19 protein-coding genes and 2 rRNA genes are annotated in these 24,766 nt (G+C 42.4%); 7 read left to right on the top strand and 14 right to left on the bottom strand.

The features are described from left to right. Positions 1-68 precede the first annotated feature (68 nt). From QL986_RS12825 to QL986_RS12805, 5 genes are all read right to left on the bottom strand, one after another. The gene (locus QL986_RS12825) at positions 69-1,865 is read right to left on the bottom strand and encodes an alkaline phosphatase (protein WP_016899002.1); all 1,797 of its coding nucleotides are present in this window, start codon (positions 1,863-1,865) and stop codon (positions 69-71) included. A gap of 11 nt (positions 1,866-1,876) precedes the next feature. Continuing rightward, the gene (locus tag QL986_RS12820) at positions 1,877-3,466 is read right to left on the bottom strand and encodes an alkaline phosphatase (protein ID WP_290191606.1); all 1,590 of its coding nucleotides are present in this window, start codon (positions 3,464-3,466) and stop codon (positions 1,877-1,879) included. A 186-nt stretch (positions 3,467-3,652) separates the two neighbouring features. After that, entirely contained in the window at positions 3,653-4,861 is a 1,209-nt protein-coding gene (locus QL986_RS12815) for a CynX/NimT family MFS transporter (protein WP_290191605.1), read from the bottom strand. Positions 4,862-4,938: 77 nt separating this feature from the next. Next, positions 4,939-5,409, bottom strand: coding sequence for a cyanase (cynS, locus tag QL986_RS12810; RefSeq protein WP_028834723.1), 471 nt, complete (start codon positions 5,407-5,409; stop codon positions 4,939-4,941). A gap of 24 nt (positions 5,410-5,433) precedes the next feature. After that, complete coding sequence (locus QL986_RS12805; RefSeq protein WP_033103575.1) at positions 5,434-6,093, bottom strand: carbonic anhydrase; 660 nt, start codon at positions 6,091-6,093, stop codon at positions 5,434-5,436. Positions 6,094-6,198: 105 nt separating this feature from the next. Here QL986_RS12805 and cynR point away from each other — a divergent pair, with 105 nt between their 5' ends. The 3 genes from cynR (at position 6,199) to QL986_RS12790 (ending at position 8,518) form a co-directional block, all read left to right on the top strand. Next, entirely contained in the window at positions 6,199-7,092 is an 894-nt protein-coding gene (cynR, locus tag QL986_RS12800) for a transcriptional regulator CynR (protein ID WP_138686675.1), read from the top strand. A 100-nt stretch (positions 7,093-7,192) separates the two neighbouring features. After that, positions 7,193-7,438 (top strand): DUF3297 family protein, encoded by a 246-nt coding sequence (locus QL986_RS12795; protein WP_008112798.1) that lies wholly within the window; start codon positions 7,193-7,195, stop codon positions 7,436-7,438. A gap of 177 nt (positions 7,439-7,615) precedes the next feature. Beyond that, positions 7,616-8,518 (top strand): homocysteine S-methyltransferase family protein, encoded by a 903-nt coding sequence (locus QL986_RS12790; RefSeq protein ID WP_138686676.1) that lies wholly within the window; start codon positions 7,616-7,618, stop codon positions 8,516-8,518. Positions 8,519-8,562: 44 nt separating this feature from the next. On the opposite strand, the gene QL986_RS12785 is transcribed toward QL986_RS12790, so the two are convergent. The 3 genes from QL986_RS12785 to QL986_RS12775 form a co-directional block, all read right to left on the bottom strand. Continuing rightward, positions 8,563-9,399 carry an alpha/beta hydrolase-fold protein gene (locus tag QL986_RS12785; RefSeq protein WP_138686677.1) on the bottom strand — a complete coding sequence of 279 codons (837 nt, stop codon included), beginning with the start codon at positions 9,397-9,399 and terminating at the stop codon, positions 8,563-8,565. 73 nt (positions 9,400-9,472) lie between these two features. Next, positions 9,473-9,889 carry a MerC domain-containing protein gene (locus QL986_RS12780; RefSeq protein ID WP_138686678.1) on the bottom strand — a complete coding sequence of 139 codons (417 nt, stop codon included), beginning with the start codon at positions 9,887-9,889 and terminating at the stop codon, positions 9,473-9,475. Continuing rightward, positions 9,889-10,380, bottom strand: coding sequence for a transcriptional repressor (locus QL986_RS12775; protein WP_138686679.1), 492 nt, complete (start codon positions 10,378-10,380; stop codon positions 9,889-9,891). Before QL986_RS12775 ends, QL986_RS12780 begins: the two co-directional genes overlap by 1 nt. Before the next feature lie 330 nt (positions 10,381-10,710). On the opposite strand from QL986_RS12775, the gene QL986_RS12770 reads away from it, so the two are divergent. From QL986_RS12770 to QL986_RS12760, 3 genes are all read left to right on the top strand, one after another. Next, positions 10,711-13,098: a TonB-dependent receptor gene (locus tag QL986_RS12770; RefSeq protein ID WP_138686680.1), complete on the top strand. Its 2,388-nt coding sequence runs from the start codon at positions 10,711-10,713 to the stop codon at positions 13,096-13,098. Positions 13,099-13,130: 32 nt separating this feature from the next. Then, positions 13,131-14,519 (top strand): 5-methyltetrahydrofolate--homocysteine methyltransferase, encoded by a 1,389-nt coding sequence (locus QL986_RS12765; protein ID WP_138686681.1) that lies wholly within the window; start codon positions 13,131-13,133, stop codon positions 14,517-14,519. A 145-nt stretch (positions 14,520-14,664) separates the two neighbouring features. Beyond that, positions 14,665-17,886 (top strand): S41 family peptidase, encoded by a 3,222-nt coding sequence (locus QL986_RS12760; protein ID WP_138686682.1) that lies wholly within the window; start codon positions 14,665-14,667, stop codon positions 17,884-17,886. 92 nt (positions 17,887-17,978) lie between these two features. On the opposite strand, the gene QL986_RS12755 is transcribed toward QL986_RS12760, so the two are convergent. From QL986_RS12755 to QL986_RS12740, 4 genes are all read right to left on the bottom strand, one after another. Beyond that, positions 17,979-19,271: a DEAD/DEAH box helicase gene (locus QL986_RS12755; RefSeq protein WP_138686683.1), complete on the bottom strand. Its 1,293-nt coding sequence runs from the start codon at positions 19,269-19,271 to the stop codon at positions 17,979-17,981. Positions 19,272-19,421: 150 nt separating this feature from the next. Further along, positions 19,422-20,612 carry an alpha/beta hydrolase-fold protein gene (locus QL986_RS12750; RefSeq protein WP_138686684.1) on the bottom strand — a complete coding sequence of 397 codons (1,191 nt, stop codon included), beginning with the start codon at positions 20,610-20,612 and terminating at the stop codon, positions 19,422-19,424. A 110-nt stretch (positions 20,613-20,722) separates the two neighbouring features. Beyond that, positions 20,723-22,543: a glutamine--fructose-6-phosphate transaminase (isomerizing) gene (glmS, locus tag QL986_RS12745; RefSeq protein WP_008112790.1), complete on the bottom strand. Its 1,821-nt coding sequence runs from the start codon at positions 22,541-22,543 to the stop codon at positions 20,723-20,725. Between the two features lie 46 nt (positions 22,544-22,589). After that, the gene (locus QL986_RS12740) at positions 22,590-23,354 is read right to left on the bottom strand and encodes a DeoR family transcriptional regulator (RefSeq protein ID WP_138686685.1); all 765 of its coding nucleotides are present in this window, start codon (positions 23,352-23,354) and stop codon (positions 22,590-22,592) included. A gap of 162 nt (positions 23,355-23,516) precedes the next feature. On the opposite strand from QL986_RS12740, the gene QL986_RS12735 reads away from it, so the two are divergent. After that, positions 23,517-24,044, top strand: a complete 528-nt coding sequence (locus tag QL986_RS12735; RefSeq protein WP_290191604.1) for a sugar O-acetyltransferase — start codon at positions 23,517-23,519, stop codon at positions 24,042-24,044. A gap of 383 nt (positions 24,045-24,427) precedes the next feature. Here QL986_RS12735 and rrf read toward each other — a convergent pair. Beyond that, positions 24,428-24,542 (bottom strand): 5S ribosomal RNA (gene rrf / locus QL986_RS12730). 132 nt (positions 24,543-24,674) lie between these two features. Further along, positions 24,675-24,766 (bottom strand): 23S ribosomal RNA (locus tag QL986_RS12725); the annotation flags it as partial.

Genomic DNA, 24,766 nt, shown 5'->3' with positions numbered 1-24,766 from the left:
CAAAAATAATGGCAGTTTAATGACATAAAAAACCCGCACAGTGTGCGGGTTGTTTTATATCGCAAGGTTTATTGCGCTACTTTTTCATCCGCGGCTTTTACAAAGTCAGCGGCAAAGTCCATAACATGGAATAAAAAGCTTTGCTCATTAGTACCTGTTACTAAATGCGCCCCAGGGCCCATTGCATACACACCTACATCTTCGCCTGCGTGAGTTTCTGATGATAGTGGCACAAGTGCCTCTTGGTGAAAACCTGGCGTTGTAGTATCAACATTACTTAAATCAACACGCCCTGTAACGGGTGCTGCTAAGTAAGATGCATCAGCATCGGTTTCTGCACCTAGGTCTCTGTAGCCCAAACCATTAGTGTAACCAACTGTAGTATAAGGCATATCGTCGGCAGCAAGGCTGGGCTCTGTTTGCCCTACACCAACCACTTTACCTAAAATTGGGTTACCGCGTTTAGGGTAGCCCGCAATGGTAAATACGTGACTGTGATCGGCTGTCACTACAATTAGCGTCTCTTCTGGGTTGGTGTTTTCCATCGCTACTTTTACTGCTTTAGCCAGCTCTACAGTATCGTTCAGTGCGTTGTATGCATTACCCGCATGATGCGCGTGGTCAATACGTCCCGACTCAACCGTTAAGAAAAAGCCTTTATCGTTGTTATCAAGCACATCAATCGCTTTTTCGGTCATTTGTGATAATGAAGGCTCGCCTGCAATATCATTGCCACGGTCGGCTTCGTATTGCATGTGAGATTCATTAAATAAACCAAATACACGCTCAGTTGTGGTTGCATCAATCGCAGCAAAACCCGCTTGATCCATCACATAAGCCCCATTTGGATATTGCGTTTTCCACTCGGCGGTTAAGTCGCGATTATCTGTACGATCGCCCTCTACAGCACTAACTGCGTCAGCAGAGTTAAACGCGGCATCTTTTGGTAAAAAGTGACGACGCCCGCCACCCATAACCACTTCAATTCCGTCTACATCAATACCACTAAAACGTGCTTCTAGGTTCTTTTCAAAGTTAACCAGCTGTGAGGCAATATCTTCACAATTAGCTGACTCAGAAGCAGGCATATCTGAAATATCTTCCCAGTTACGGTCTGCCGATTTAGCGTAGGTTGCCGCAGGTGTTGCATGGGTAATACGTGCAGTAGAAACAATACCCGTAGACTTACCGGCAATCTCAGCCAGCTCTAATGATGTAACAAGCTCATGTCCTTTGCCTGATGCACAACTACCACGTTCAACCGCTTCGTCTATACCAATTACACCCACATCGGTTTTTACACCTGAGGCCATTGCCGTCATTGTACCGGCAGAATCTGGCGTTTGTGCATCCACGTTATAGGTTTTTACAAACCCAGAGTAAGGCATGGTTTCAAAGCTTAATTGGTGATCTTCACCCATTTCACCCTGTAATTGCCCCGCTAAAATACGGGCAGCTGTCACAGTAGAAATACCCATTCCATCGCCAACAAACAAGATCACATTTTTAGCTTTACCCGATTCAGTTACCACTTTACTTGCAGCATCTTGCGCGCCGGCGAGCTTAGTTTGTGCATCACTAAACCATACGTTATTGCTAAGAGACGCCAGCTGCTCACTCGTTAATGAGGTGGCTGGGTCGTTACAGACTAAGTTAGTGTGCGTTACTTCGTTGCTCTCTAATTGCCCGTTTGTATTGGTATCAACACCGCTTTGTGTTTCTACGCCGCCATTGATACATTGTGCTGAGCCTACAGCAATTGGGAGATCGACCGCTAAAATATTATTGCTGTTTTTGTCGTCATCACTCGAACACCCCGTTAATGCGACCATTACTGCTAAAGAAAGTACTGTTAATTTATTCATGTGAGCCGCCATTATTGCTGAGTTAGTTCAAGAGCTTGATTAATTAAATGAAATACAACGTTTTGCTCAATAACACCTTGAGCTAGGTGAGCACCCGGTCCGGTTGCATGCAGTGAAATATCTTCACCTGCGTGTGTTTCAGAGCTCAGTGGTACCGTGGTTTCTTGGTGAAAACCTGGCGTTGTTGTATCAACACCATTTAGCTCAACACGTCCTGCAACCGCAGCTGTTTCATAGCTTGCGTCCGCATCCGTTTCATCGATTAAGTTTCTAAAACCGAGGCCATTTGCATAACCTACTGTGGTGTATGGCATGTTATCAGCAGCTAGCGTTGGTGTAGTTTGCCCTACAGCAACCACCTTACCTAAAATTGGGTTACCACGTTTAGGGTAACCTGCAATAGTAAATACATGGCTATGGTCGGCAGTAACTAAAATAAGGGTTTCTTCTGGATTGGTGTTATCAACGGCAGCTTGTACTGCTTTTGCAAATTCAATGGTGTCATTAAGTGCATTATATGCGTTACCCGCATGGTGAGCATGGTCAATGCGCCCCGACTCAACCGTTAAGAAAAACCCTTTTTCGTTTTTACCCAGTATATCAATGGCTTTGGTGGTCATCTCGGTAAGTGAAGGCTCGCCTGCTATATCGTTGGCACGGTCAGCTTCGTATTGCATGTGCGATTCGTTAAATAAACCAAATACTTTAGTGGCGTCATCGGCAATGCTATTAAAACCGGCTTCATCCATCACATAAGTGCCATTTGGATACTGTGTTTGCCACTCAGTAACAAGATTACGCTCATCGGTACGATCGCCTTCTACGGCGCTCATAGCGTCAGTAGAATTAGCCGCGGCCTCTTTTGGTAAAAAGTGACGACGGCCGCCACCCATAACAAAATCTAAGCCATCAACATCGGTTCCGACAAAGCGTGCTTCTAGGTTTTTTTCAAAATTAACCAGCTGTGAGGCAATATCTTCACAGCCAGCATTAACAGCCGCTTCGGGCATGTCTGAGATATCTTCCCAGTTGCGATCAGCCGATTTAGCATAGGTTGCCGCAGGCGTTGCATGGGTAATGCGGGCAGTAGAGATAATTCCTGTTGCTAGGCCTTTAATTTCAGCAAGCTCAGTGGCTGTAAGTAACTCATTACCAGCCACCGTTGAGCACTCACCGCGCTCAATATCTTCATCAACACCAATAACACCCACATCGGTTTTTACACCTGAGATCATGGCCGTCATGGTGCCTGCAGAGTCTGGCGTTTGTGCATCCACATTATAGGTTTTAACTTGCGCAGAGTAAGGGAACTGCTCAAAGCTTAAATAGCCTTCTTCGCCAAGCTGATTATTGCGTTGACCTTGTAAAATACGCGCTGCGGTTAAGGTAGAAATACCCATGCCATCGCCTACAAATAAAATAACATTTTTAGCTTTAGTGTTTTTAATTGCCTGCGCTTGCGTTGTTTTTGTTGTTAGTTTTGCTTGGGCAGCGCTGTACCAGCTGCTGTCTTTTTGACTTTGCGGTAAAACATTGGCATGACTAACGGCACTAAACGCACAGGTTAGTGCGATTGCCGCAGCAACTTTTTTAATTTTCATCCGTAATTCCCATTATGTAGTGGTTATTTTTAAAAGTGTGAACACAAAAAACATCAACCGCTGTACTCTAAAAAAGAGATATGACTAATAAAGGTAATTTTGATGAAGAAAAAATGACGGTGGCAATAAAACGCAGAAAAAGTGAAAGGGGATGGGATTTAAAAAAGCTTAAATCCCATTAAAAAGTTAATGGGTAATATTTATAGCCTTTGCATACGTTGCAGGAGCAAATCGGATTGTCATAAACAGCATTGCAATTAGCGTTATCACCAACATAAACCAAGATGCTTGATAGCTTGCAGTAACATCAAGTAAAACACCTGCTATATAAGGCACGATAGCGGTAATAATAAAGCCAACACCTTGGACAAACGCAGTGAGTACACCTGCCAATTTTGGATTAGACAAGTGATCGAGCGCCACGGTGAGTGTTAGCGAAAAACAAGCACCTAAACCACACCCTATCATCCCCACCCAAACGTTCATCATAGAATCGGGCATCAATATTAATCCTATAAAACCTATTAGCTGAATCGCAACAGCAAAAAATAACCAAGGTCGCCTGTCTAAGCGGTTTGCTGAAAGTACCGGTGCACCCAATGCACCAATTACCTGAAAAACAGTCATAACGCCAATAAGCTCCCCACTATTTTGTGCACTCCATCCTAAATCCTGAGCGTAACTAGGTAACCAAGCAATCATGCATGCATAGCCGCCATTAGCGAGTCCAAAATAGGCAGCAAGTAACCATGCTCGCTGGTTAAAAAATAAATTAAGCTTAATACTGTTATGCTTTGCGTCCATCGGCTCCTGCGGCCTTAACCACCAAAGCAACAGAGCAATAACAGGAATGATAAGCCACACTCCAAGCCCTGCTTGCCAGCTGCCATAATGCACTGCCACTCGCGGCGTTAATATTGCAGCTATACCACCGCCTGCCATAAGTGAGGCAGAATATACCCCCATAGCTAAAGGAACTCGCTGTGGATACCAACGTTTAACCACTCCTGGAGCCATCGCTTGCACTATTGCAATGCCTGTACCGCCCAATAGCGCACTGATTATTAACGCCCAACCACTGCCAAGCCACAAGCGCCAAAAACCAGCTAATGCAATTGCAAACAATCCACCAGCAATCCACGCATTTTCACTTAAATAACGCCCAAGCCAAGGAAGCAATAATGGAAACACGCCCATACAAAACATAGGGAGTACGGTTAACAAAGACGCCCCTTGTAAACCAAGCCCAGTGCTTAAACGAATTTCTTCAAGTAATGGGCCGGTAGAGGTAAGCGTGGGTCGTAAGGTCATTGCGAGCACAGCAATGATTAACATTGGCCAAAAAAGCGAAAGCGCCGATACATAAGAAGAAGTAGAAGTGCTGTGATTACTCATCAATAAAAACCATCCTTAATAACCAAAAAAAGCCGGCGCTTAGCGCCGACTGTTTATATACAAATATTATAAAGCGTTTAGAAAGGCTTGTAAGGTAAGAACTTACCATCAAGCGTAATTACAGCACGTGAGCCACCTTCAGGATCTTCAACTTTTTTCATATCTACTTTAAAGTTAATTGCACTAATAATACCGTCGCCAAACTGCTCATGAACTAATGCCTTAAACGTTGTACCGTATACTTGCATCATTTCATAAAAACGGTAAATAGTCGGATCGGTTGGCATATTGTTTTCTACACTACCACGTAGTGGAATAGCTTTAAGTAATTCAACCGCACTTGCATCAAGGCCCAGCGTTTGTGCCACTTTTTCAGCGGCTTCTGCAGGCAATGGGTGTTGGCCTAATAAAGCCGCCGTCACGTAAACGTCGCTTAAACCTGTGCCCTCTGCAATTTGTTCAAACGACAGATTTTTTTCTGCTTTTGCAGCAATAATTATATCGGTTAATGCTAGGCGCGCCGTGTTGCTCACTTGAGATTGGATCATAATAGTACCTCTTACAATGGTTGGTTATACAGCTACAGGAAGCTGAATTGGATATGCACGAACATCGGTATGTTCGGCAAGGGAAACAAACGTATTCGTTGCGCCATTTAAAGCTTCAATGCCGCCAGATTCGATATCATAAACCCAGCCATGTAATGCCAAGCGACCTTCGCCAAGCGCAAGACGCACCGATGGGTGAGTTTTAATGTTTTCTAGTTGAGCAATCACATTTTCGCGTACCATAGCTTCAATGCGATCACGTTCATTTGCGTGATTGCGCGCTTCATTAACAATGCGAGCTGAGTCGGCGTAACGCAGCCAACTGCCAACAGCAGGCATGTGATCCATGCACTTACAGGTTGCTATTGCCGTCATTGCTCCGCAATCAGAATGGCCGCAAATAACCACATCGGTTACTTGCAGTGCAGTAACTGCATATTCAACTGATGCAGAAACCCCGCCAGGCTCAGGCCCGTAAGATGGGACGATGTTTCCGGCATTGCGAATAACAAATAATCCACCAGGTTCACGTTGTGTTACGAGCTCAGGCACTAAACGACTATCAGAACATGAAATAAACAAAGTCCGTGGATTTTGCTTAGTAGCCAAATTTTTAAATAAATCGGCACGCTCTGGGTATGCATCACTTTGAAACTTTAAAAAACCTTCAATGATATCTTTCATAACGGGTGTCTCTATATTGTCGATGAGATGAATATTACGCCCGCTTTTTAATAAGGTAAAAGACTGGTATATTATGATCCCGATAAGAAATACTTATAGTTAGCTATGATACTTCGCCATATCAATTACTTTTTGGCCGTTGCCAAGCACAAGAACTTTACCAAAGCAGCAGCATCCTTATATGTGTCTCAACCTGCGTTGTCGCAACAAATTAAACAACTTGAAGAAACCCTCGGTGCACCTTTATTTGACCGCTCAGGGCGCAGCGTAAAGTTAACCGATGCGGGTGAGGTATATGCTCGTTATGCACACAGAGCCTTGCAGGATTTAGAAGAAGGTAAACGGGCGATTCATGATGTACAAAACCTCAGCCGAGGTTCATTGCGAGTGGCTATTACGCCGACGTTTACTACTTATTTTATTGGGCCATTAGTCAACGCATTTCATCAGCACTACCCTAACATCACCTTAAGCATGGAAGAAATGTCGCAAGAACGCATGGAAAATCGTTTGTTAGATGATGAGTTTGATGTAGGTATAGCCTTTGAAGGCAAGCATAGTGCAGACATACACGCCCAAACTTTATTACAAGAGACACTCGCTTTAGTAGTAAATAAACACCATGCTTTAGCTAGCAAACACCGTATTGACCTGAGCACTTTAAATGAACAATCACTGGTGCTGCTCAGTAATGAGTTTGCAACTCGCGAACAAATTGAACGTCATTGTCGCCAACACAAGGTGCAGCCTAATGTACTTATGGAAGCCAATTCACTCAGTGCCGTTATTGAAATAGTGCGCCATACACAACTAGCTACTTTGCTTCCCTCTAACATAGCGAGTAAACACGAAGAGTTAGTTGCCATTACTCTTGCACCTTCATTATTAAAACGTACCGCGGTGTTATTACAGCGACAAGATGCTTACCAAAGTGCCGCAACAGCCGCTTTTATAGAGCTTGCTCACAGCACCGCTGAGGCAATAAGCTCAAACATATAACGATAAAACTAAAAGCCGCTCAGTTTATGAATGTCGTGCTTGAGCATAAGCCAGCTATTGCCTACAATAGCGCATAATTAATTCAACGCAGATCACCAATATGACTGATACAAACAAACCAGAATTACCAAATCAACTGTCTATCAACCCACGTAGCAAATTTTATGTAGAAGAAGTATTTGAGCATGAAATCGGTATTACACTTAACGGTAAAGAGCGTTTTGACGTTGAAGAATACTGCATCAGCGAAGGTTGGATAAAGGTGGCGGCACCTAAAGCGCTAGACCGTCGCGGCCAGCCATTACTTATGAAAGTAAAAGGCACTGTAGAAGCGTTTTACAAGTAATAGCTTACTTGTAAAAAGAAAAGCGACACCTTACTGGGTAGTCGCTTTTTTTGTGCCTTTTAAAAACAGCTTTAACATGTTGAACTTTTTTCATACTCAACCTGATGAAGTTTCATTATGAATTTTCAAAAAATATGTTTGAATAGCTTTAATTATTTAGACGTATAGAAGTCCATTATGAGTAAGTTAACAATATTAGATGGCGGCATGGGTCGTGAACTCAAGCGCATGGGCGCGCCATTTTCACAGCCACTTTGGAGTGCACAAGCTTTAATAGAAGCACCACAATGCGTAACTCAAGCGCATCAAGCTTTTATAAATGCGGGGGCAGAAATTATTACAGTAAATAGCTATGCGTGTGTCCCCTTTCATTTAGGTGAAACGCTTTACCAAGCACAAGGTGCAGCACTTGCACAGCAAGCTGCTGTAATTGCAAAAAAAGCAGCTCAAAACACTAATCAAAACGTGCTAGTTGCGGGTTCATTGCCACCCGCATTTGGCTCGTACCGTGCTGATTTTTTCCAAAGTGAACGCGCATTTACTATTTTAGATACCCTATATAAAGCACAAGACGAATATGTCGATGTTTGGATTGGTGAAACCATATCAAACATTGAAGAAGCGCGGGTTATGGCAAGGGTGCTTAAGAATTCAAACAAACCATGTTATTACGCATTTACCTTAAATGATGAAGTAAGCGAACAAGCGACATTGCGCTCTGGTGAACTAGTATCCGACGCTATCCTAGCACTACTCGAATATAATATAGCGGGCATATTCTTTAACTGCTCTATCCCTGAGGTTATTGAACAAGCGCTACGCGACACTAATCGCGTACTAAAACAGCAGAATAAAAATGTTGATTTAGGGGTCTTTGCAAATGGTTTTACACCAATCGCCAGCGATTATAAAGCCAATGAAGGCTCGCAAGGTTACCGCGACTTATCACCCGCTGAGTATGTAGCGTTTGCAAAGCAATGGCATAGCCTAGGCGCGACAATTATTGGCGGCTGCTGTGGTATTGGCCCCGAATTCATAGCAGCGCTGGTAAAGTGGAAAAGCGATATTGAAGCGCTTTAATATCATTTATTTAATTACAAAAGTATCGAGAATCCCTTTCGAGCTTATTGACTGGTTCCCAATACCCAATCGAGCCCTTGTATTGCTGTGGTTGGGAATGCGGTGGCATGCTGCGCTTCCTCAATAACAACACTTTTTATTTTTATATTATCACTATTAAGCGCATTAATTTTTTGCACAAGTTGCGCTGCGCCTTCAACCATATTGTGTCCTTCACCAAAGGCTGGCGTTTCCTTTGCGCCAACAGATACATAAACCTTTATTGCTATTTTGGGCTTATTCACTTTTAACGCTAGCAGTGCATTGTTATCAAACCAAACTGAGGGGGTGCCAATAATATAATTGCTAAATAAATCAGGTGCTATAAATAAAATAGTGGCGCCAAATAAGCCGCCTAGCGAGTTACCTATATACGTTCTTTGCGTATTGCTTGCTCGGTAATTTTTTTCGATAAAAGTAAATACTGTACTTTGCAAAAACGTAACGTGCCCTTTGGCATTACCCGTTTGCTTCTTCCAATTTTGAGCCTGAGTCGGTGTGTAATCTCTAACTCGACTACTAGCTCCTCTTGAGCCTTTTTCATAGCCAATCGCCACAATAATAGCCTGTTGCATTTTGTCGCTATTCATTGGAAACCGTGTGGCACCGGCAACAATAGGAAATGCATACGGCGCATCGGTTAAATAAATAACAGGATACGTTTTATTAGGCTCCTTTGCATATGACTTAGGTAATTGAATAAAAATAGAATAAACACGCTTAGTTGAGGGCTCTGTAAGCTCTACAACAGTACTTCTGGGGATTTCGTAAGGGGTATTTGCGCTTAATTTAAAACAGATGAAAACACAAAGTAACAGCAAAAGCTTTAAAGCAGTATTCACTAAATTAGTTTACCTAAAAAACGATATTTATAATTACAATGCCACATAGTCGCTATGTTTAACACTGGCAGTGTTAAACAAGTTGGTCTGATTTATCACCTGAACAGGGGCAATTTTCGTTATTTTTTTTAAAACACTGTTGGTAGTTAAACCAATGGGCTAATGCGATAAAAGCGGAGCCAATTAAAGTGAGTGCTTTTTCGGCCTCTTCGTAACCTAGCAATACTGCAATTATCAAAAAAGCTAAACCAACAACTCCACACGCCATATAACGTGTACGTTTGTGCTTTTTACAGCCTAAGCTCAAAGCTAATAAGCTTGTTGGTAATACTGCAGCAAGAACCCATAAGTGAAACTGTTCACCATTTATTTGTAGTACAGCAAAGCTTGGCAACAGCGCTAAAATAACCGGTGTTGCAAAACAATGCACCGTGCACATTAACGAAAGCCCAATGGCAAACTTGTCTGCTGTCGTTTGAGTCAGCTTCATTATTTATCCTTCTTTTTAATTGTGTTAGCGGTACTTTGCTGGCACCCAAAACAAACACCTGAGATTTCTAATTGCGAAGTTGCTGGCGTAAACCCTTTCATTTTCAGTTCCCTAAACAAAGATTTAACCGAATTGTTAAGGTCATTCACCTCACTTGCTTTATTACAAGAGCTACAAATTAAAAACATCGATAGTTGATGCTCTCTATCATCATTAAAGTGACTGCACGGTATAAACTTATTTTCTAACTTTAATCTATGTACCAGACCTACCGACTCTAAAAAACCTAATATCCGATAAACGGACATTGCCAAAATCGGTGTATTTATTTGCTTATTAAATTGATCTGTTAACTCATAAGCAGACAAAGGTTTATTTGCTTTCAATAGAATTTCAAATACCTGCTGACGTTTTGGCGTTAATTTTTTTTCAAAGGCTTCACATCTTTTTATCGCAAAACCCATCATCTCTTTAAATTGCTGCTTATTCATATTACCCACTCTAATGTAGTGGGCTGATGTTTTAACTTTGCCATCCTTGTTGCTCAATGCCTCCGCTGTGGTTTTACCTAAAAATTTATTAACTAGAGCTAAATAAATGTAACAACTAACTTTTGCTTTACAGCAAACAGATCCCCCACGAACAACACCTAAACAATGACAGAAACACTTAAAGCACTGAATTTAAATAAATTTAATTTAAATTATGTAGATGAAGCAGCCAAATTATATATCCTGAGTGATTTTTAGTTAATTAACTATTGATACAATATAACATTTCAAGCACAATTGATACAATATAACATTCGCAAAGGAATTCAAATGACACGAAAATCTCAATTAGCTTTGTTTATAGCAGCCCTACTACCAACAAATACGCTTGCAAATACCATCGAAGGTGTTGTTCTAAACAACCAAGGTAAAGTTGTGACCAACGCAACTGTAGAAGTTGAAGGCTCAGATATAACAGCAGTAACAGATGCAAGCGGTAAGTTCGTAATAACTGATTTAAAAAGTGGTTTAAAAGAACTTCATATTACCGCCCCTGGTTATGCCCATCTGCATCGAGATATCACATTTAGTGATGATAAAAGCCAATCAATTACCTTTAACTTAGAACGTTCACCCATTGAAGTAATTGATATTGAAGCGACGCCTATTCACATGTCGGCAATGGAATCCTCGTCTCCCGTTAGCGTGTTATCTGGCGAACAATTAAGACGGCAGCAAGCTGCAACCCTTGGCGATAGCCTTGAAAAACTCCCGGGGGTTAATACTAACTTTCATGCAAAAGTAGCCAGTACACCTATTATTCGTGGCTTAAGCGGGCCGCGTGTTCTAATTACTCAAAATGGTCTTGATGTCAGTGATGTTTCTCGCGTTGGCCCTGATCACTCAGTCGCATCAGAGGCATCAACCGCAAAACAAATCGAAGTATTACGAGGCCCTGCCACATTATTTTATGGCAGCGGCGCCATTGGTGGTGTGGTTAATGTAGTTGATAATCGGGTGCCTACCGACAGCACTACTCGCGGTGAGTGGAATGTAGAGCACAACTCTGTTGATAATCAAAAAGTAGCCTCGTTTAACGCCACTACAGGAACTGATTCTTTTGCATTTTATGCCGACGCCTTTTGGCGTGAAGCCGATGACTATCAAATACCCGTGGCCGCTGAATTAGCCCATGATGACCATAACCATGAAGAACATAGTGGCGATTACACCGTTGCAAATAGTAATGAAGAGTCTGACGGCTTTACCTTAGGTACTAGCTATCTATTTGACCAAGGTTTTGTAGGTATAGCTGTTGAGCAACTTAATCGTCAATACGGTATTCCAGGCCACACCCATGGTGGCGAAGAAGAACACAGCGCTGAAGAAAGCGTATATGCCGACTTAGAGCAAACTAAAGTGCAGTTGCTAGGTGAATATAACCTTGATAACAAATGGCTTAATAGAGTAAACCTGCGCGCAGGTTTTACAGATTACGAACATGCTGAAATTGAACATGGCGCAGTGGGTACCACGTTTGAAAATGAAACCAATGAGTTACGCGTAGACTTAATGCATAACCCGTTTGCGCAGTGGAATGGTGGTTTGAGCTTTCATTACAAACACAGTGATGTTGAAGCGCAAGGCTCAGAGGCATTCACACCACCGTCACAAACACAAAGCTTTGCTATAGCACTGATGGAAGAAAAACACTTTGGTGACTTTTTAGTGCAATTAGGTGGCCGAGTTGAACGGGTAACCATCGATGCTGATAACGTGTTACTACCTAACATTGATGCACACGCACACAATGACACCGATGTTCATGACGATCATGCTCATGAAGAACATGCCGGCAATACTCGCGTATTTGACGTAGAACAAGAATTCACTCCTGTCAGTTTATCAACAGGTGTCGTGTGGGATTTTGCACCTAGCTACAACTTAGGCTTGTCGGTATCTCGTTCTGAGCGTGCTCCTTCGGTGTCGGAGCTATTATCATTCGGCCCTCACATTGGAACTGGTACTTATGAAGTAGGCGCACTATTTGATATTCATGAAGACGGACATTTTGGTTTATCTGAGCAAGCGCTTGACCTAGAAACAGCAAACAATATTGATTTAACGTTTCGTAAAACCCAAGGTGATATCGGTTTCATTCTTAATGCTTTCTACAACCAAGTAGACAATTATTATTACCAAATCGACACAGGCCTATACGCCGAAAGCGGCCACGACCATGGTGATGAGCATGATCACTCATCTGAACTCCCAGTTTATTTATTTAAAACAGATGACGTAATTTTGCATGGCTTTGAAGCCCAATTTGCATGGCAGTTAACCGATGAGTTTAAAGTTGATTTATTCTCAGATTACGTTCGCGCCCGCCTTAAAGATGGTGGCGATTTACCACGCACACCACCGCTACGTTTTGGTACTGAGTTTAGCTATCAAACAGAAAAGCTGAGTGCGCACCTTCACGTAACTCGTTATCAAGATCAAGACCGTACCGCGCCAGAAGAAACAACCACAAACGGCTACACCATACTTGATGCCAGCGTTTCATATGACTTATCAGTGCTAAATCAAGATGTGTCTGTGTATCTACGTGGCACTAACTTAACAGACACAGAAGCGCGCGTGCATAGCTCATTTTTAAAGAATATAGCACCACGTCCAGGTCGTAGCTTTGCACTAGGTATTCGCGGTTACTTTTAAGCGCTAAAAAATTATAAATAAAGGAAATTAACATGACTAAACTATTCAAATTAAAACTCATTGCACTGGCAATAAGCAGCACATTAATCACCGCTTGTGGTGATGCAGAAACAAACATTGTTGAAAAAGACCCAATAGAAGTACCTGATGACGGCCACGATCATGGCGATGGTGGCGACCACGGTGATGAATACACTATTGATTCATTAGGTAGGCTTGCGATACTTGCTGGCGATAGCAACGAAGCGAACTTTTTCGACTTAGACGACAATGAGCTTCTTGATACATTCACTCTTACTAATGATTCAAACACGCTATCGTCGTCGCCTGACTTTCGTTATGCCGTGATTGCTAGCCGCGCTCAAGATTACCTCGGCTTTATAGACGGTGGCTTATGGCGTGAAGATCACGGCGCACACCTTCATGATTACGAACAAAGCCCTGAGTTTAGCAGTTATGAGCTAACTAGCGGCAGTCGCCCTACTCACTTGGTAAAGCACGATGGTAAATTAGCGGTATTTTACGATGGTGATGCAGCATCAGGCACAACTGCGTCTGTTGAAGTATTAACAGATAACGACATAACAAACTCAACAGCGACCTTACCTGGTATTAGTTACGACATTAATATGCATGGTGTAGCAGAACCTCGTGGAGAGCATTTATTAGCGACCATTCGCCGCGATGATGCCGAAAGTACATCAAACGCTAAAGTTCTGCCGGATCAAGTGGGGGTTTATCACTTTCATGATGGCGAATACGAACTTGAACAAACGTTAGAGTTAACATGCCCTGATTTGCACGGCGCAGCACAAAACCATGATTACGTAGCGTTCGGCTGTAGTGACGGTGTGCTATTAGCCCACCAGCATGATGACGAATACCACGCTGAAAAAGTAATAAATATTGATGCCGTCGGCGACTTACGCATTGGTAGTATATACGGCCATGAGGGCAGCGAAACCTTTATTGGTGTTGCATCTGGTCACGGCGGCGGCCCTGCTGTGATTGTGAGTATAAATCCTGCGAAAGCTGAAATGGAAGAATTTGAATGGCAACTAGCCGATGGCGCAAGCGCTGTTTCTTACTCTTTCTCAGCGAATGGCGAGCACTTTTTAGTTTTAGACAGCCTAGGCTTTTTAAATGTGCTTGAGGCGCATGCGCACGACGATCACATACACTGGGAGCTAGCAGGTCAAGTTGATATTACACAAGAAGACGTAACAACTATGCCTGAAGGCATGAAGTTTAGTATGACAGTAGCGCAAAATGGTCAGTTTGCTTACGTAGCCGACCCAATAGCCCAACACGTTGTGCAAGTACACTTAGAAGACTTAGAGATTGAAGGTGAACTAGAACTTACATTCCCACCAGCCGCGATCACTTGGTTAGGTATTGCAGAAAAAGAACACGAACATTAATTTCATATCTGTATTTACTTAAAGGTTGGCGCTTTTTGCCAACCTTTTTTATTCACATTTTGTAACAGACCTTTTATCGTAAGTGCATCGCTATTTTTCACCTTATTGTTATGATGGGATAGCTATTAATATAGGACGTAATTCCATGAAAAAACTAACAACATTGGCTCTTGCCTTGGCTGCAGCAATCGCGCCGGGTGTATCGGCCTATGAGACTAAAGACACTCGTTTACTCCGCTTTCCAGATATCCATAACCAAACCGTTACCTTTGTCTACAGTGGCGATATTTATATTGCGAATACGCAAACAGGCGAAAGCAAACGCTTAACCGACCATATTGGCTTTGAAACATTTCCTAAGTTTTCCCCTGACGGTAAGCGCATTGCATTTTCAGCCGAGTATAACGGTAGCCGACAAATTTATGTGATCAACAGTGACGGTTCAAACCTAAAGCAACTTACTTATTATAATGACGTTGGCCCAATGCCACCGCGTGGAGGTTTTGATTACCGCGTTTTAGATTGGACCGCCGATGGTAAAAATGTGGTATTTAGAGCTAACCGCACACCATGGGGGAAACGTATGGGCCGCCCTTACATGGTTCCTGCAGATGGCGGACTTGAACAGCCATTAGCGATTCCAGAAACTGGTGGCGGCATGCTATCTCCAGATGGCAGCAAGTATGTTTATACGCCAATTGACCGAGAGTTTCGTACGTGGAAACGTACTCGTGGTGGTCGTGCGCAAGATGTATGGATTTATGATTTAGAAAAAAACACCTCAGAACAACTAACTACAAACCGTGCAACCGACCAGCAACCAACTTGGGTCGGTGACAATATTTACTTTGTGTCTGACCGTGATTACACGCTAAACCTTTACCAGTACCGTAAAGGCAGCGAACCAAAAAAACTTACCAACTATAAAAACTTTGACGTACTTTGGCCTTCAGCTGGCCCAAATGCGATTGTTTATGAAAACGGCGGTTATTTATATCGCTTTGACGCAAAAACACAAAAAAGCGCTAAGCTAAGCATTAACATTGCTGGCGTGCGCCAATACGCAATGCCGTATAGCAAAAATGTTAGCGATTTTATTGATTCTATGTCGCTCTCTCACGATGGTAAACGTGCTGTATTTACTGCCCGTGGTGAGTTGTTTAGTGTACCAATTAAACAAGGGCCTACACGCAACTTATCTTACACAGAAAAAAGCCGCGAAATAGATGCAAGCTGGTCACCAAATGGGCGCTACATAGCCTACATGAGCGATGAAAGCGGCGAGTACGAAATTTACTTAAAAGATCGCAGTAAAAATAATGCTATTAAGCAACTCACTAGCAATGGCACTATTTGGCGCTTTACGCCCATTTGGTCACCAGATAGCTCTAAATTGTTGTTTTCAGATAAAAACAACACACTTTGGTGGTTAGATGCAAAATCGGGCAAGCAACACAAAATTGATACCGGTATTTACGACGAAGATGGCATTACTCAATATACTTGGTCGCCTAACAGCCAAGACATTGTATTTGTTAAAAATAACGAAAACCGTTATGCCTCGCTATGGCACTACAACCTTAAAAAGAAAAAGGTAACGCGCTTAACAGACGAAATGAGTAATGAGCAAAACCCTACTTTTTCGCCTGATGGTCAATACCTTTACTTTAGCTCAGAGCGCGACTTTAATCTGGCATTTAGTAGCTACGAGTTTGATTACATGTTTAATCGAGCAACCCGTATTTATGCAGCTGCAGTAAACGATAGCGTTAAACCGCTTATTGCCTTACAAAGTGACGAAGCCACGATTGTCCAAGATAAAGAAGATGAAAAAGAAGACAACAAGAAAGTTAAAAATGCACTGCAAAGCAATGACTTTATGCAACGTGTTACCGCACTTAATGCCCCAGCAGGCGATTACCGTAGCTTAACCGCAGTAAAAGACGGCGTACTGACTCTTGCTAATGGCGCATTACAACTTATAGGCACCGATCACAACAGTGAGCTAGAAACAGTCGCCAAAGGCGTTAGTAATTACACCATTTCAAGCAATAGCGAACACCTACTTGTACATACAGATGGCGGTTACAGCTTAATTGAACCTAAGCCAAAACAAGATTTAGACGCAAATAAGCTCGATTTAAGCAAAATGACGCTTAAAATTAATCCGCAAGCAGAGTGGCAACAAATGTATGTAGAAGGTTGGCGCACACTGCGCGATTGGTTCTACGACGAAAACCATCACGGACAAGATTGGGATGCTATTTTAGCTAAATACCAACCTATGGCTGATGCCATTAGCCATCGTAGCGACCTTGATTATGTTCTTAGCGAAATTGCCGGTGAAATTAACTCTGGCCATATTTATGTGCAGTCGGGTGATATGCCTAAAGCAGAGCGTAAAAACCATGGTTTATTAGGCGCTAAGCTTGCAAGCGACCCATCTGGTTATGTAAAAATAGAACAAATCTTTAAAGGTGAAAACTGGCATGACGATTTCCGTTCACCGCTTGGCACCACAGGTGTAAAAGCACATAACGGCGATTACATTATTGCGGTAAATGGCCGCTCAGTTAAAGACGTTGCTAACTTTTACGAACTCCTTGAAAACACCCAAGGCGAGCAAGTAGAGCTAGTGCTAAACAACAAGCCGCGTAGCAAAGGCGCATGGCAAATAACTGTAAAACCGATAGCAAGTGAGCAAGGCCTACGTTATTTAGACTGGGTTAATTCGCGTGCAGCCTACGTTGATAAGCTATCAAGTGGGCGTATTGGCTATGTGCACCTGCCAAATACAGCCTATGAGGGTAACCGCGCCATGTTTAAAAACTACATGCCGCAAACAACCAAAGACGCCATGATTATTGATGACCGTTACAATGGCGGCGGTTTTATTCCTGAGCATATGATCACCTGGCTTGCGCGTAAACCGCTTAACTATTGGAAACGCCGTGGTGTAGAGCCAACTAAAACACCGCAGTTTGCACACAATGGTCCTAAAGCCATGCTAATAAATGGCTATTCAAGTTCTGGTGGTGACGCAATTCCTTACTACTTCCGCCAAGCTGGTCTAGGTAAGCTAATTGGTACCCGTACATGGGGTGGTTTAATTGGTATTTCTGGTAACCCAAGCCTTGTAGACGGCGGACAAGTAATTGCTGCTACATTCCGTATTTTAGATACACAAGGTAACTGGATCATAGAAAACGAAGGTGTTGCACCTGATATTAAAGTGGTTGACCGCCCAGAGCTTATTTATAAAGGCCAAGATCCATCAATAGAGCGTGCAGTACAAGAGTTATTAAAGGAGCTTAAAGAAAACCCTAAGCAACCTTTAGTGGTGCCACCAGCACCTACTGATTTTTAATTTGCTGCATAGCAATATTAGCTAATAAAAAAACCCTGCAAATTTGCAGGGTTTTTAATAATTCGAGTTTAATGACTTATATGTATTAAGGCTTATCTTTTTCTCCAGCCGCTCCATACGTCATCTTCTTGGTTGGATTTTTTCTTCTTTTTCTTACCTGAGCCTTCAGGCTTGGCCATTGGCTTTTCGTTTTTTAGCGCCTCAGCCGCATCAAGGTTGGCTTGATTTACTGCAAAGCCTGCTACCTCTTCGCGCTCTAAGCGAAGTTTGTTTTTCTTTTCGATAATTTTAAAGTGATGAAAGTCTTCATAATCAATCAGTGATAACGCTAAGCCTACTTCACCAGCACGGCCGCTTCGGCCAATACGGTGCATGTAATCAGCTGGGCTGCGTGGTAAGTTAAAGTTTATAACCACAGGTAGTTTGGCAATATCTAAACCACGGGCTGCAATATCGGTGGCAATCAGTACTTCAATTTCGCCCGCTTTAAATTTTTCGATTACCCGAGTACGTTCACTTTGGCCTTTATCACCATGGAATACTTGCGCGTTAACGCCACGTTTTTCAAGCTTGCTGGCTAAGTGCTCACAATCTTTTTTAGCATTTACAAAAATAAGTGCTTGGCGCCATTGATGCGCTTTAATTAAGTGCGCTAAAACCGTGGTTTTTTCGCCTTTATTAACCGTAAATACGCGCTGTACTAAGGTGCTTTCGTCTTTGCTTTGAACTTGTATTTCAACAGGGTTAGTTAACAGCTCTTGCGTTAATTGAGTGACTTGCTCTGGAAAGGTTGCTGAAAACAACATGGTTTGCTTTTTAGCCGGCATTAATGCCAATAGCTCAGCAAGCTCTTCGGTAAAGCCAAGGCTTAACATGCGATCAGCTTCATCAAGCACTAAGGTTGAAACTTTATCAAGCTTAATCGCATTGCTTGAGATTAAATCGAGTAAACGCCCTGGGGTTGCTACGATAATATCGGCACCACCACGTAGTGCCTGCATTTGGGTATTAACCGACACACCACCAAATACCGCCACCGTTTTAATGGCGCCATTAAAGTTAGCAGAATACGATTTAACATTATCAGCTACTTGCGTTGCAAGCTCACGGGTAGGTACCAAAATAAGCGCCGATACATAGTTACCCTTGGTATCTCGCTTGAGTGCACCTTGTGATATTTTTTGCAATATCGGTAATGCAAAGGTCGCTGTTTTACCAGAGCCGGTATTTGCACCAGCAATAAGATCACTGCCCGCTAATACATTGGGTATTGCCTTAGCTTGAATTGGCGTAGGCTGGGTATATTCCAGCTCGGTTAAACGAGCTAGTAGCTCTGGGATAAGGCCAAGTTCGGTAAACGTGCTAGGGCTTGCGGCTGAGGTCATATTTATTACGGGCTTATTGCTAAAAAAGTAGCCTGTAATTTTAGCGTATTTAGCACGTATTAAGTAGGGGTTAGTGATTTAAATAATATTTAGCTACAACTAATAAAAAGACGCTTGCGCGTCGTTTTTATTTAACAGTAACTAAAAACCCTAGTTACGCTTATCTAGCTCTACCTGTAACCTAGCTTTTGTTTCTTTTAAGTAATTTATATAAGGGTATGAGTCATCTGCAATGGCTAAAGCAGATTCCATATGAGCCAGCGCTTGACTAATATTACCTTGCATCTCATAGCCATAAGATAAAGCAGAGATCGCACTAACTGATTTTGGGTGGTTTTTTAAATTGTACTTAAACACCTCAATAGCACGGGTAAACTGCTTGCTGCCCGTTAAGTTATAACCAAGTAATCTAACAGCACGGTCTGGTGGAGATATCTGCTCGCCCCATTGTTGAGATAATGTTTTGTAATAACCATCAATAGAAGCTACATCGTCAGTTAAAGCACTTATAGGCATTTGTTTAGGTAAAAATAAGTTGTAGTAGGCATTAAATACGCCAGCAGCAGCGGTTAAGTTATGCGAGATACCATCAAACGCATCACTAGAGAAGCGTAACCCTGGCACTTTATGTGATTGCAGTGATTGCTGTAATTCATCATACCTTTCACGCATTATGCCGGCTTCTTCGCCAATATTAATGTAAACGTAATTGTTAAGTTCTTTCGTTTTAGTTATAAACGATTTTGTGCTTTTTACCGATGCGCCATAATTCCACCAAACCGCAGGGCTATATGCAATATGCGCTTGAAATAGTTCGGGCTTTGCCTGCAAAGCATATAGCGCAAATACACCGCCCGCAGAGGCGCCAGATATAACCTTATAGTCATGCGTGCGATAGTTCTTATTTACTAAAGGAATGAGCTCTTGTTCAAAGAACGCTAAAAACGTTGTAGCACCGCCCCCTTCACCGACAGGCCCTTGTGGCTCTTTATTCACTGTAGGATACATATCTCTAAGTCGATTAGTGTTTTTAATAGCGACAATAATAACCTCAGGCGCACGATTATCATTTTGTAAGCGCTCAATAACAGCACTAGCAAGCGATATATTACCCGCCCCATCTAAGCGATATATAACAGGATATACCTTATTTGGCTCAGCTTGATAACTCTTTGGTAACTGTACAACAACTGTGCGTTCTTCATTTAAAACAGTAGATTTAATAGTGTGCGTGTGCACAGAGTAATCTGTACTTTGCTGTTTAATGCCAGCTTGTGCAAAGGCATTTTGTGAACTAAAAGCAAAAAAGCTAACAAAACAAATAACGGTTAATAAACGCATAACTAATCCCTTAGAGAATAATGAGTTATTTAAGCTAACAGAGTTTTAAGCATAAAAAAAGCGCCTTAAGCGCTTTTTTAACATTAATCAAAACCTATAACCTGTTGATTTTACTCAACTGTAACCGATTTTGCTAAGTTACGTGGTTGGTCAACGTCAGTGCCTTTAATGACCGCTACATAGTACGATAGTAACTGTAGTGGAATTGTATATACAACAGGGGCAATTACGTCATCTACGTGGTTTACGTTGATCACACGCATGGTGTCGTCTGACTCAAAGTGTGAATCTTTATCAGCGAATACATAGATGATGCCACCACGTGCACGTACTTCTTCTACGTTTGATTTAAGCTTTTCAAGCAATTCATTGTTTGGTGCTACAACAATAATTGGCATGTCGGCATCAATGAGTGCTAATGGGCCGTGTTTAAGCTCACCTGCTGCGTATGCTTCAGCGTGAATGTATGAAATCTCTTTAAGCTTAAGTGCGCCTTCCATCGCGATTGGGTATTGTGAACCGCGACCTAAAAACAGTGAGTGGTGCTTATCAGCAAACTCTTCTGCAAGGTCTGCAATACCATCAGCCAACAATAGCGTTTCCTCTAATTTAGCTGGTAGCAGTTTAATAGCGTTAACAATCGTGCTTTGATCTAAGCCTTTTTCTTGCGCAATAGACGCAGTAAGCATTAACAAACCAACAAGCTGCGTAGTAAATGCTTTAGTAGAGGCTACACCAATTTCAGCACCAGCTTTGGTCATAAAGGCAAGGTCTGATTCTCGTACAAGCGATGAGCCTGGTACGTTACAAATAGTCATTGACCCCATATAGCCTTGCTCTTTAGCTAAACGCAGTGCAGCTAAAGTATCAGCCGTTTCACCTGACTGTGAAATCGTTACTAGCAGACTATTTTCGTGTACAAACGATTGACGGTAACGGAACTCAGAAGCAATTTCTACGTTACAGCTAACACCTGCAAATTGCTCAAGCCAGTAACGAGCAACCATACCTGAGTGGTATGACGTACCACAGGCAATAATTTGTACGTGTTTTACGTCTTTAAATATTTGCTGTGCACTGTCGCCAAAGGCATCAATCGCTACGCGGTCATCGTTTAAACGTCCTTCAAGGGTGTTACGTACTGCAAGTGGCTGCTCATAAATTTCTTTTAGCATGTAGTGACGGTAATCACCTTTGCCTGATGCATCTTGTGTGATGTTTGATTCAACAACCTCACGTTCAACCGCGTTGCCATCGGCATCAAAAATTTCTACTGTGTCGCGAGTAATGCGCGCTACATCACCTTCTTCTAAGAAGATAAAGCTGCGAGTCACCGGTAATAATGCAAGTTGATCAGAGGCAATAAAGTTTTCACCAAGGCCTAAACCAATAACTAATGGGCTACCTGAGCGCGCTACAATAATTTCGTTATCATTCGCTTTATCAAACACAACGGTACCAAATGCGCCTTCAAACTGTTTAACAGCTGCTTGAACTGACGCTAATAAAGTCGTGTGCTGCTGACGTAACTGATGAATTAAATGCACCATGACTTCAGTGTCGGTGTCTGATAAAAACTCGTAACCGTCGCCTTTAAGTGCTGCACGCAAGCTTGCGTGGTTTTCAATGATACCATTATGTACAAGCGCCAATTGATTGCTTGAAACATGTGGGTGAGCATTGGCTTCAGTTACACCGCCATGAGTTGCCCAACGAGTGTGTGCAATACCTGTGTGACCGCTAACACCAGCTTGTTCAAGTGCTGACTCTAAGTTTACAACCTTACCTACTGCTTTAACTGTATTAAGAGTATTGCCTTCAAGTAAAGCTACACCTGCTGAGTCATAACCACGGTACTCAAGACGCTTAAGGCCTTCAACTAAGATTTTATTTACTGGACGTTCTGCAACAGCCCCAACGATTCCACACATAGTGTCTCCATTAATTTTTTAATTCTAGCAACTCACGATGTAGTTGCTATTCCATAATCTCTGCGCAAATTAGTTTTACACCACACGCCTCTATGGCTTCACGCTTATCACTTGCTAAGCCACTGTCGGTTATTAATGTGGTTACTGTTTGCCACGGTAATTCTAAATTTGGTATTTTTCGGCCAATCTTTTCTGACTCAACCAGCACAATAACTTCGCGCGCCGCTTTAGCCATCACTTGGCTTAATCCAACAAGCTCATTAAACGTGGTTGTTCCTCGCGCTACATCAATGCCATCGGCACCTATAAATAGCTGATCAAAATCATATGAGCATAGAACATTTTCAGCTACTTGCCCTTGAAACGATTCTGAATGCGGATCCCACGTGCCACCTGTCATCAAAAGGGTTGGCTCGTTTTCAAGTGCTAATAAACGTGTTGCCACTTTAATTGCGTTAGTCATAACAACTAACCCCTGCTTGGTAGCCAACTCAGGGATCATCGCTGCAGTAGTGCGGCCGCTGTCAATAATAATGCGGTTATGATCTTTTATAAGCGCCGCTGCTGCCTTAGCAATCGCTACTTTGCGCTTAGAATCGATCTCATCGCTTACTATCTCTTTTGGTAGCGCAATAGCTCCACCATAACGGCGCAGCAACAAGCCACTTTTTTCAAGCGCGGTTAAGTCTTTTCTAATGGTTACTTCTGATGTTTGAAACTGTTCAGCAAGAGTCTCAACGGCCACTTCACCAAGCTCATTTACTTGGCTAAGGATCAGATGACGGCGTTGCTGGGTGTTTCGTTTGGTCATTAAGTAACTGCTATTAAGTTTCGTTTCGAAAGTTAGGGGATTTTAAACGAAACATAATAAATGGCAAGTGAATGCATAAAAATAAAGCAGTTTTATTCAAATTATCATCATGCTTAAAGTAGGTTAAGCTAGACACCATTATTTAAGTTAAACAAAATTGATATGCAGTCATTTAATAGTATTAGTAAAGAGAATCTAGCGCAGCGTAAAGCTGTGCACGAAATTTGCCGCTTATTTAATAAAAGCCCCAGTAAAGGTAATTTAAAGCGAATAAAAGAATTATGCTCACACTGTGGTGATGGAGTAATTATTGAAGCGGGCTTTCATTGTGACTATGGCTCGCAAATGCATATAGGTGATCGGACTTTTATAAACATTAACTGTACTGTTTTAGATGCCCCTATTAGTGAGGGTGCAATTACCATTGGCAGTGATTGTTTAATTGGCCCAAACGTTCAACTATTGGCCGTATCTCATGCAGTTAATCCCATAGAGCGGCTCAATAAAGAAAACTTTACTGCGCCGATTACTATCGGTAATAACGTGTGGATTGGCGCGGGAGTTATTGTGTTAGCTGGTGTTACCATTGGTGATAACACTGTTGTTGGTGCGGGTTCAGTGGTAACTAAGAGCATTGCATCAAATACCGTGGTTGCCGGCAATCCAGCACGTGAAATAAGAAAGTGCTAAGGCTCATCGTTAAACCTTAGCCTCACATTTACCCTTATACCTCGAACCCGTATTTTCACTTTATTCCAGATGCAAAAAAGCCCGGCTCTTTTGAGTCGGGCTTGCTTATATTTGGATTCGGTGCGCTACGCAGTAGAATGTCGTAGTGCCCACAGCGGTAGAGAGCCACATAGCAAATGCGACACTACCATTGTGCCGGGGCGACCTTGTGCAGGGCTCGCCTTCGCGCTGTTTTGTTTGATGTATAGGAATACGAATGCCGTGAAGTACAGGATGTACGAGAGCGGCCACTAATGAGTTCGGCATGGGCTCTTGGTTTTTTTATTAAATCCCAAACAGCAAAAAACCCGTTACATCGCTGTAACGGGTTTCTCTTATTTGGAGCCTGGTAATGTCCTACTTTCACATAGCAAATGCTACACTATCATCGGCGCTGTTTCGTTTCACTACTGAGTTCGGCATGGGGTCAGGTGGGTCCAAAACGCTATTGTCACCAAGCAAATTTGGTGTAAGGTCGATTTAATCGAGCTTACTAAAATTTGGAATTTCTGATAATAAAAGTCTTCAAGTATCTACTTTAGTCTATTAACTTCTTGCTTAAACTATCACATAAAACGCGTTTGGCGTTGTATGGTTAAGCCTCACGGGTAATTAGTACAAGTTAGCTTAATGGCTCACACCACTTCCACATCTTGCCTATCAACGTTGTAGTCTTCAACGGC

The organism is Pseudoalteromonas sp. APC 3250 (genome assembly GCF_030407915.1).
Taxonomy (GTDB): domain Bacteria; phylum Pseudomonadota; class Gammaproteobacteria; order Enterobacterales; family Alteromonadaceae; genus Pseudoalteromonas; species Pseudoalteromonas tetraodonis.
Note: the sequence above shows the minus strand (reverse complement) of the source record. Positions and strands in the feature narration are given on the sequence as shown.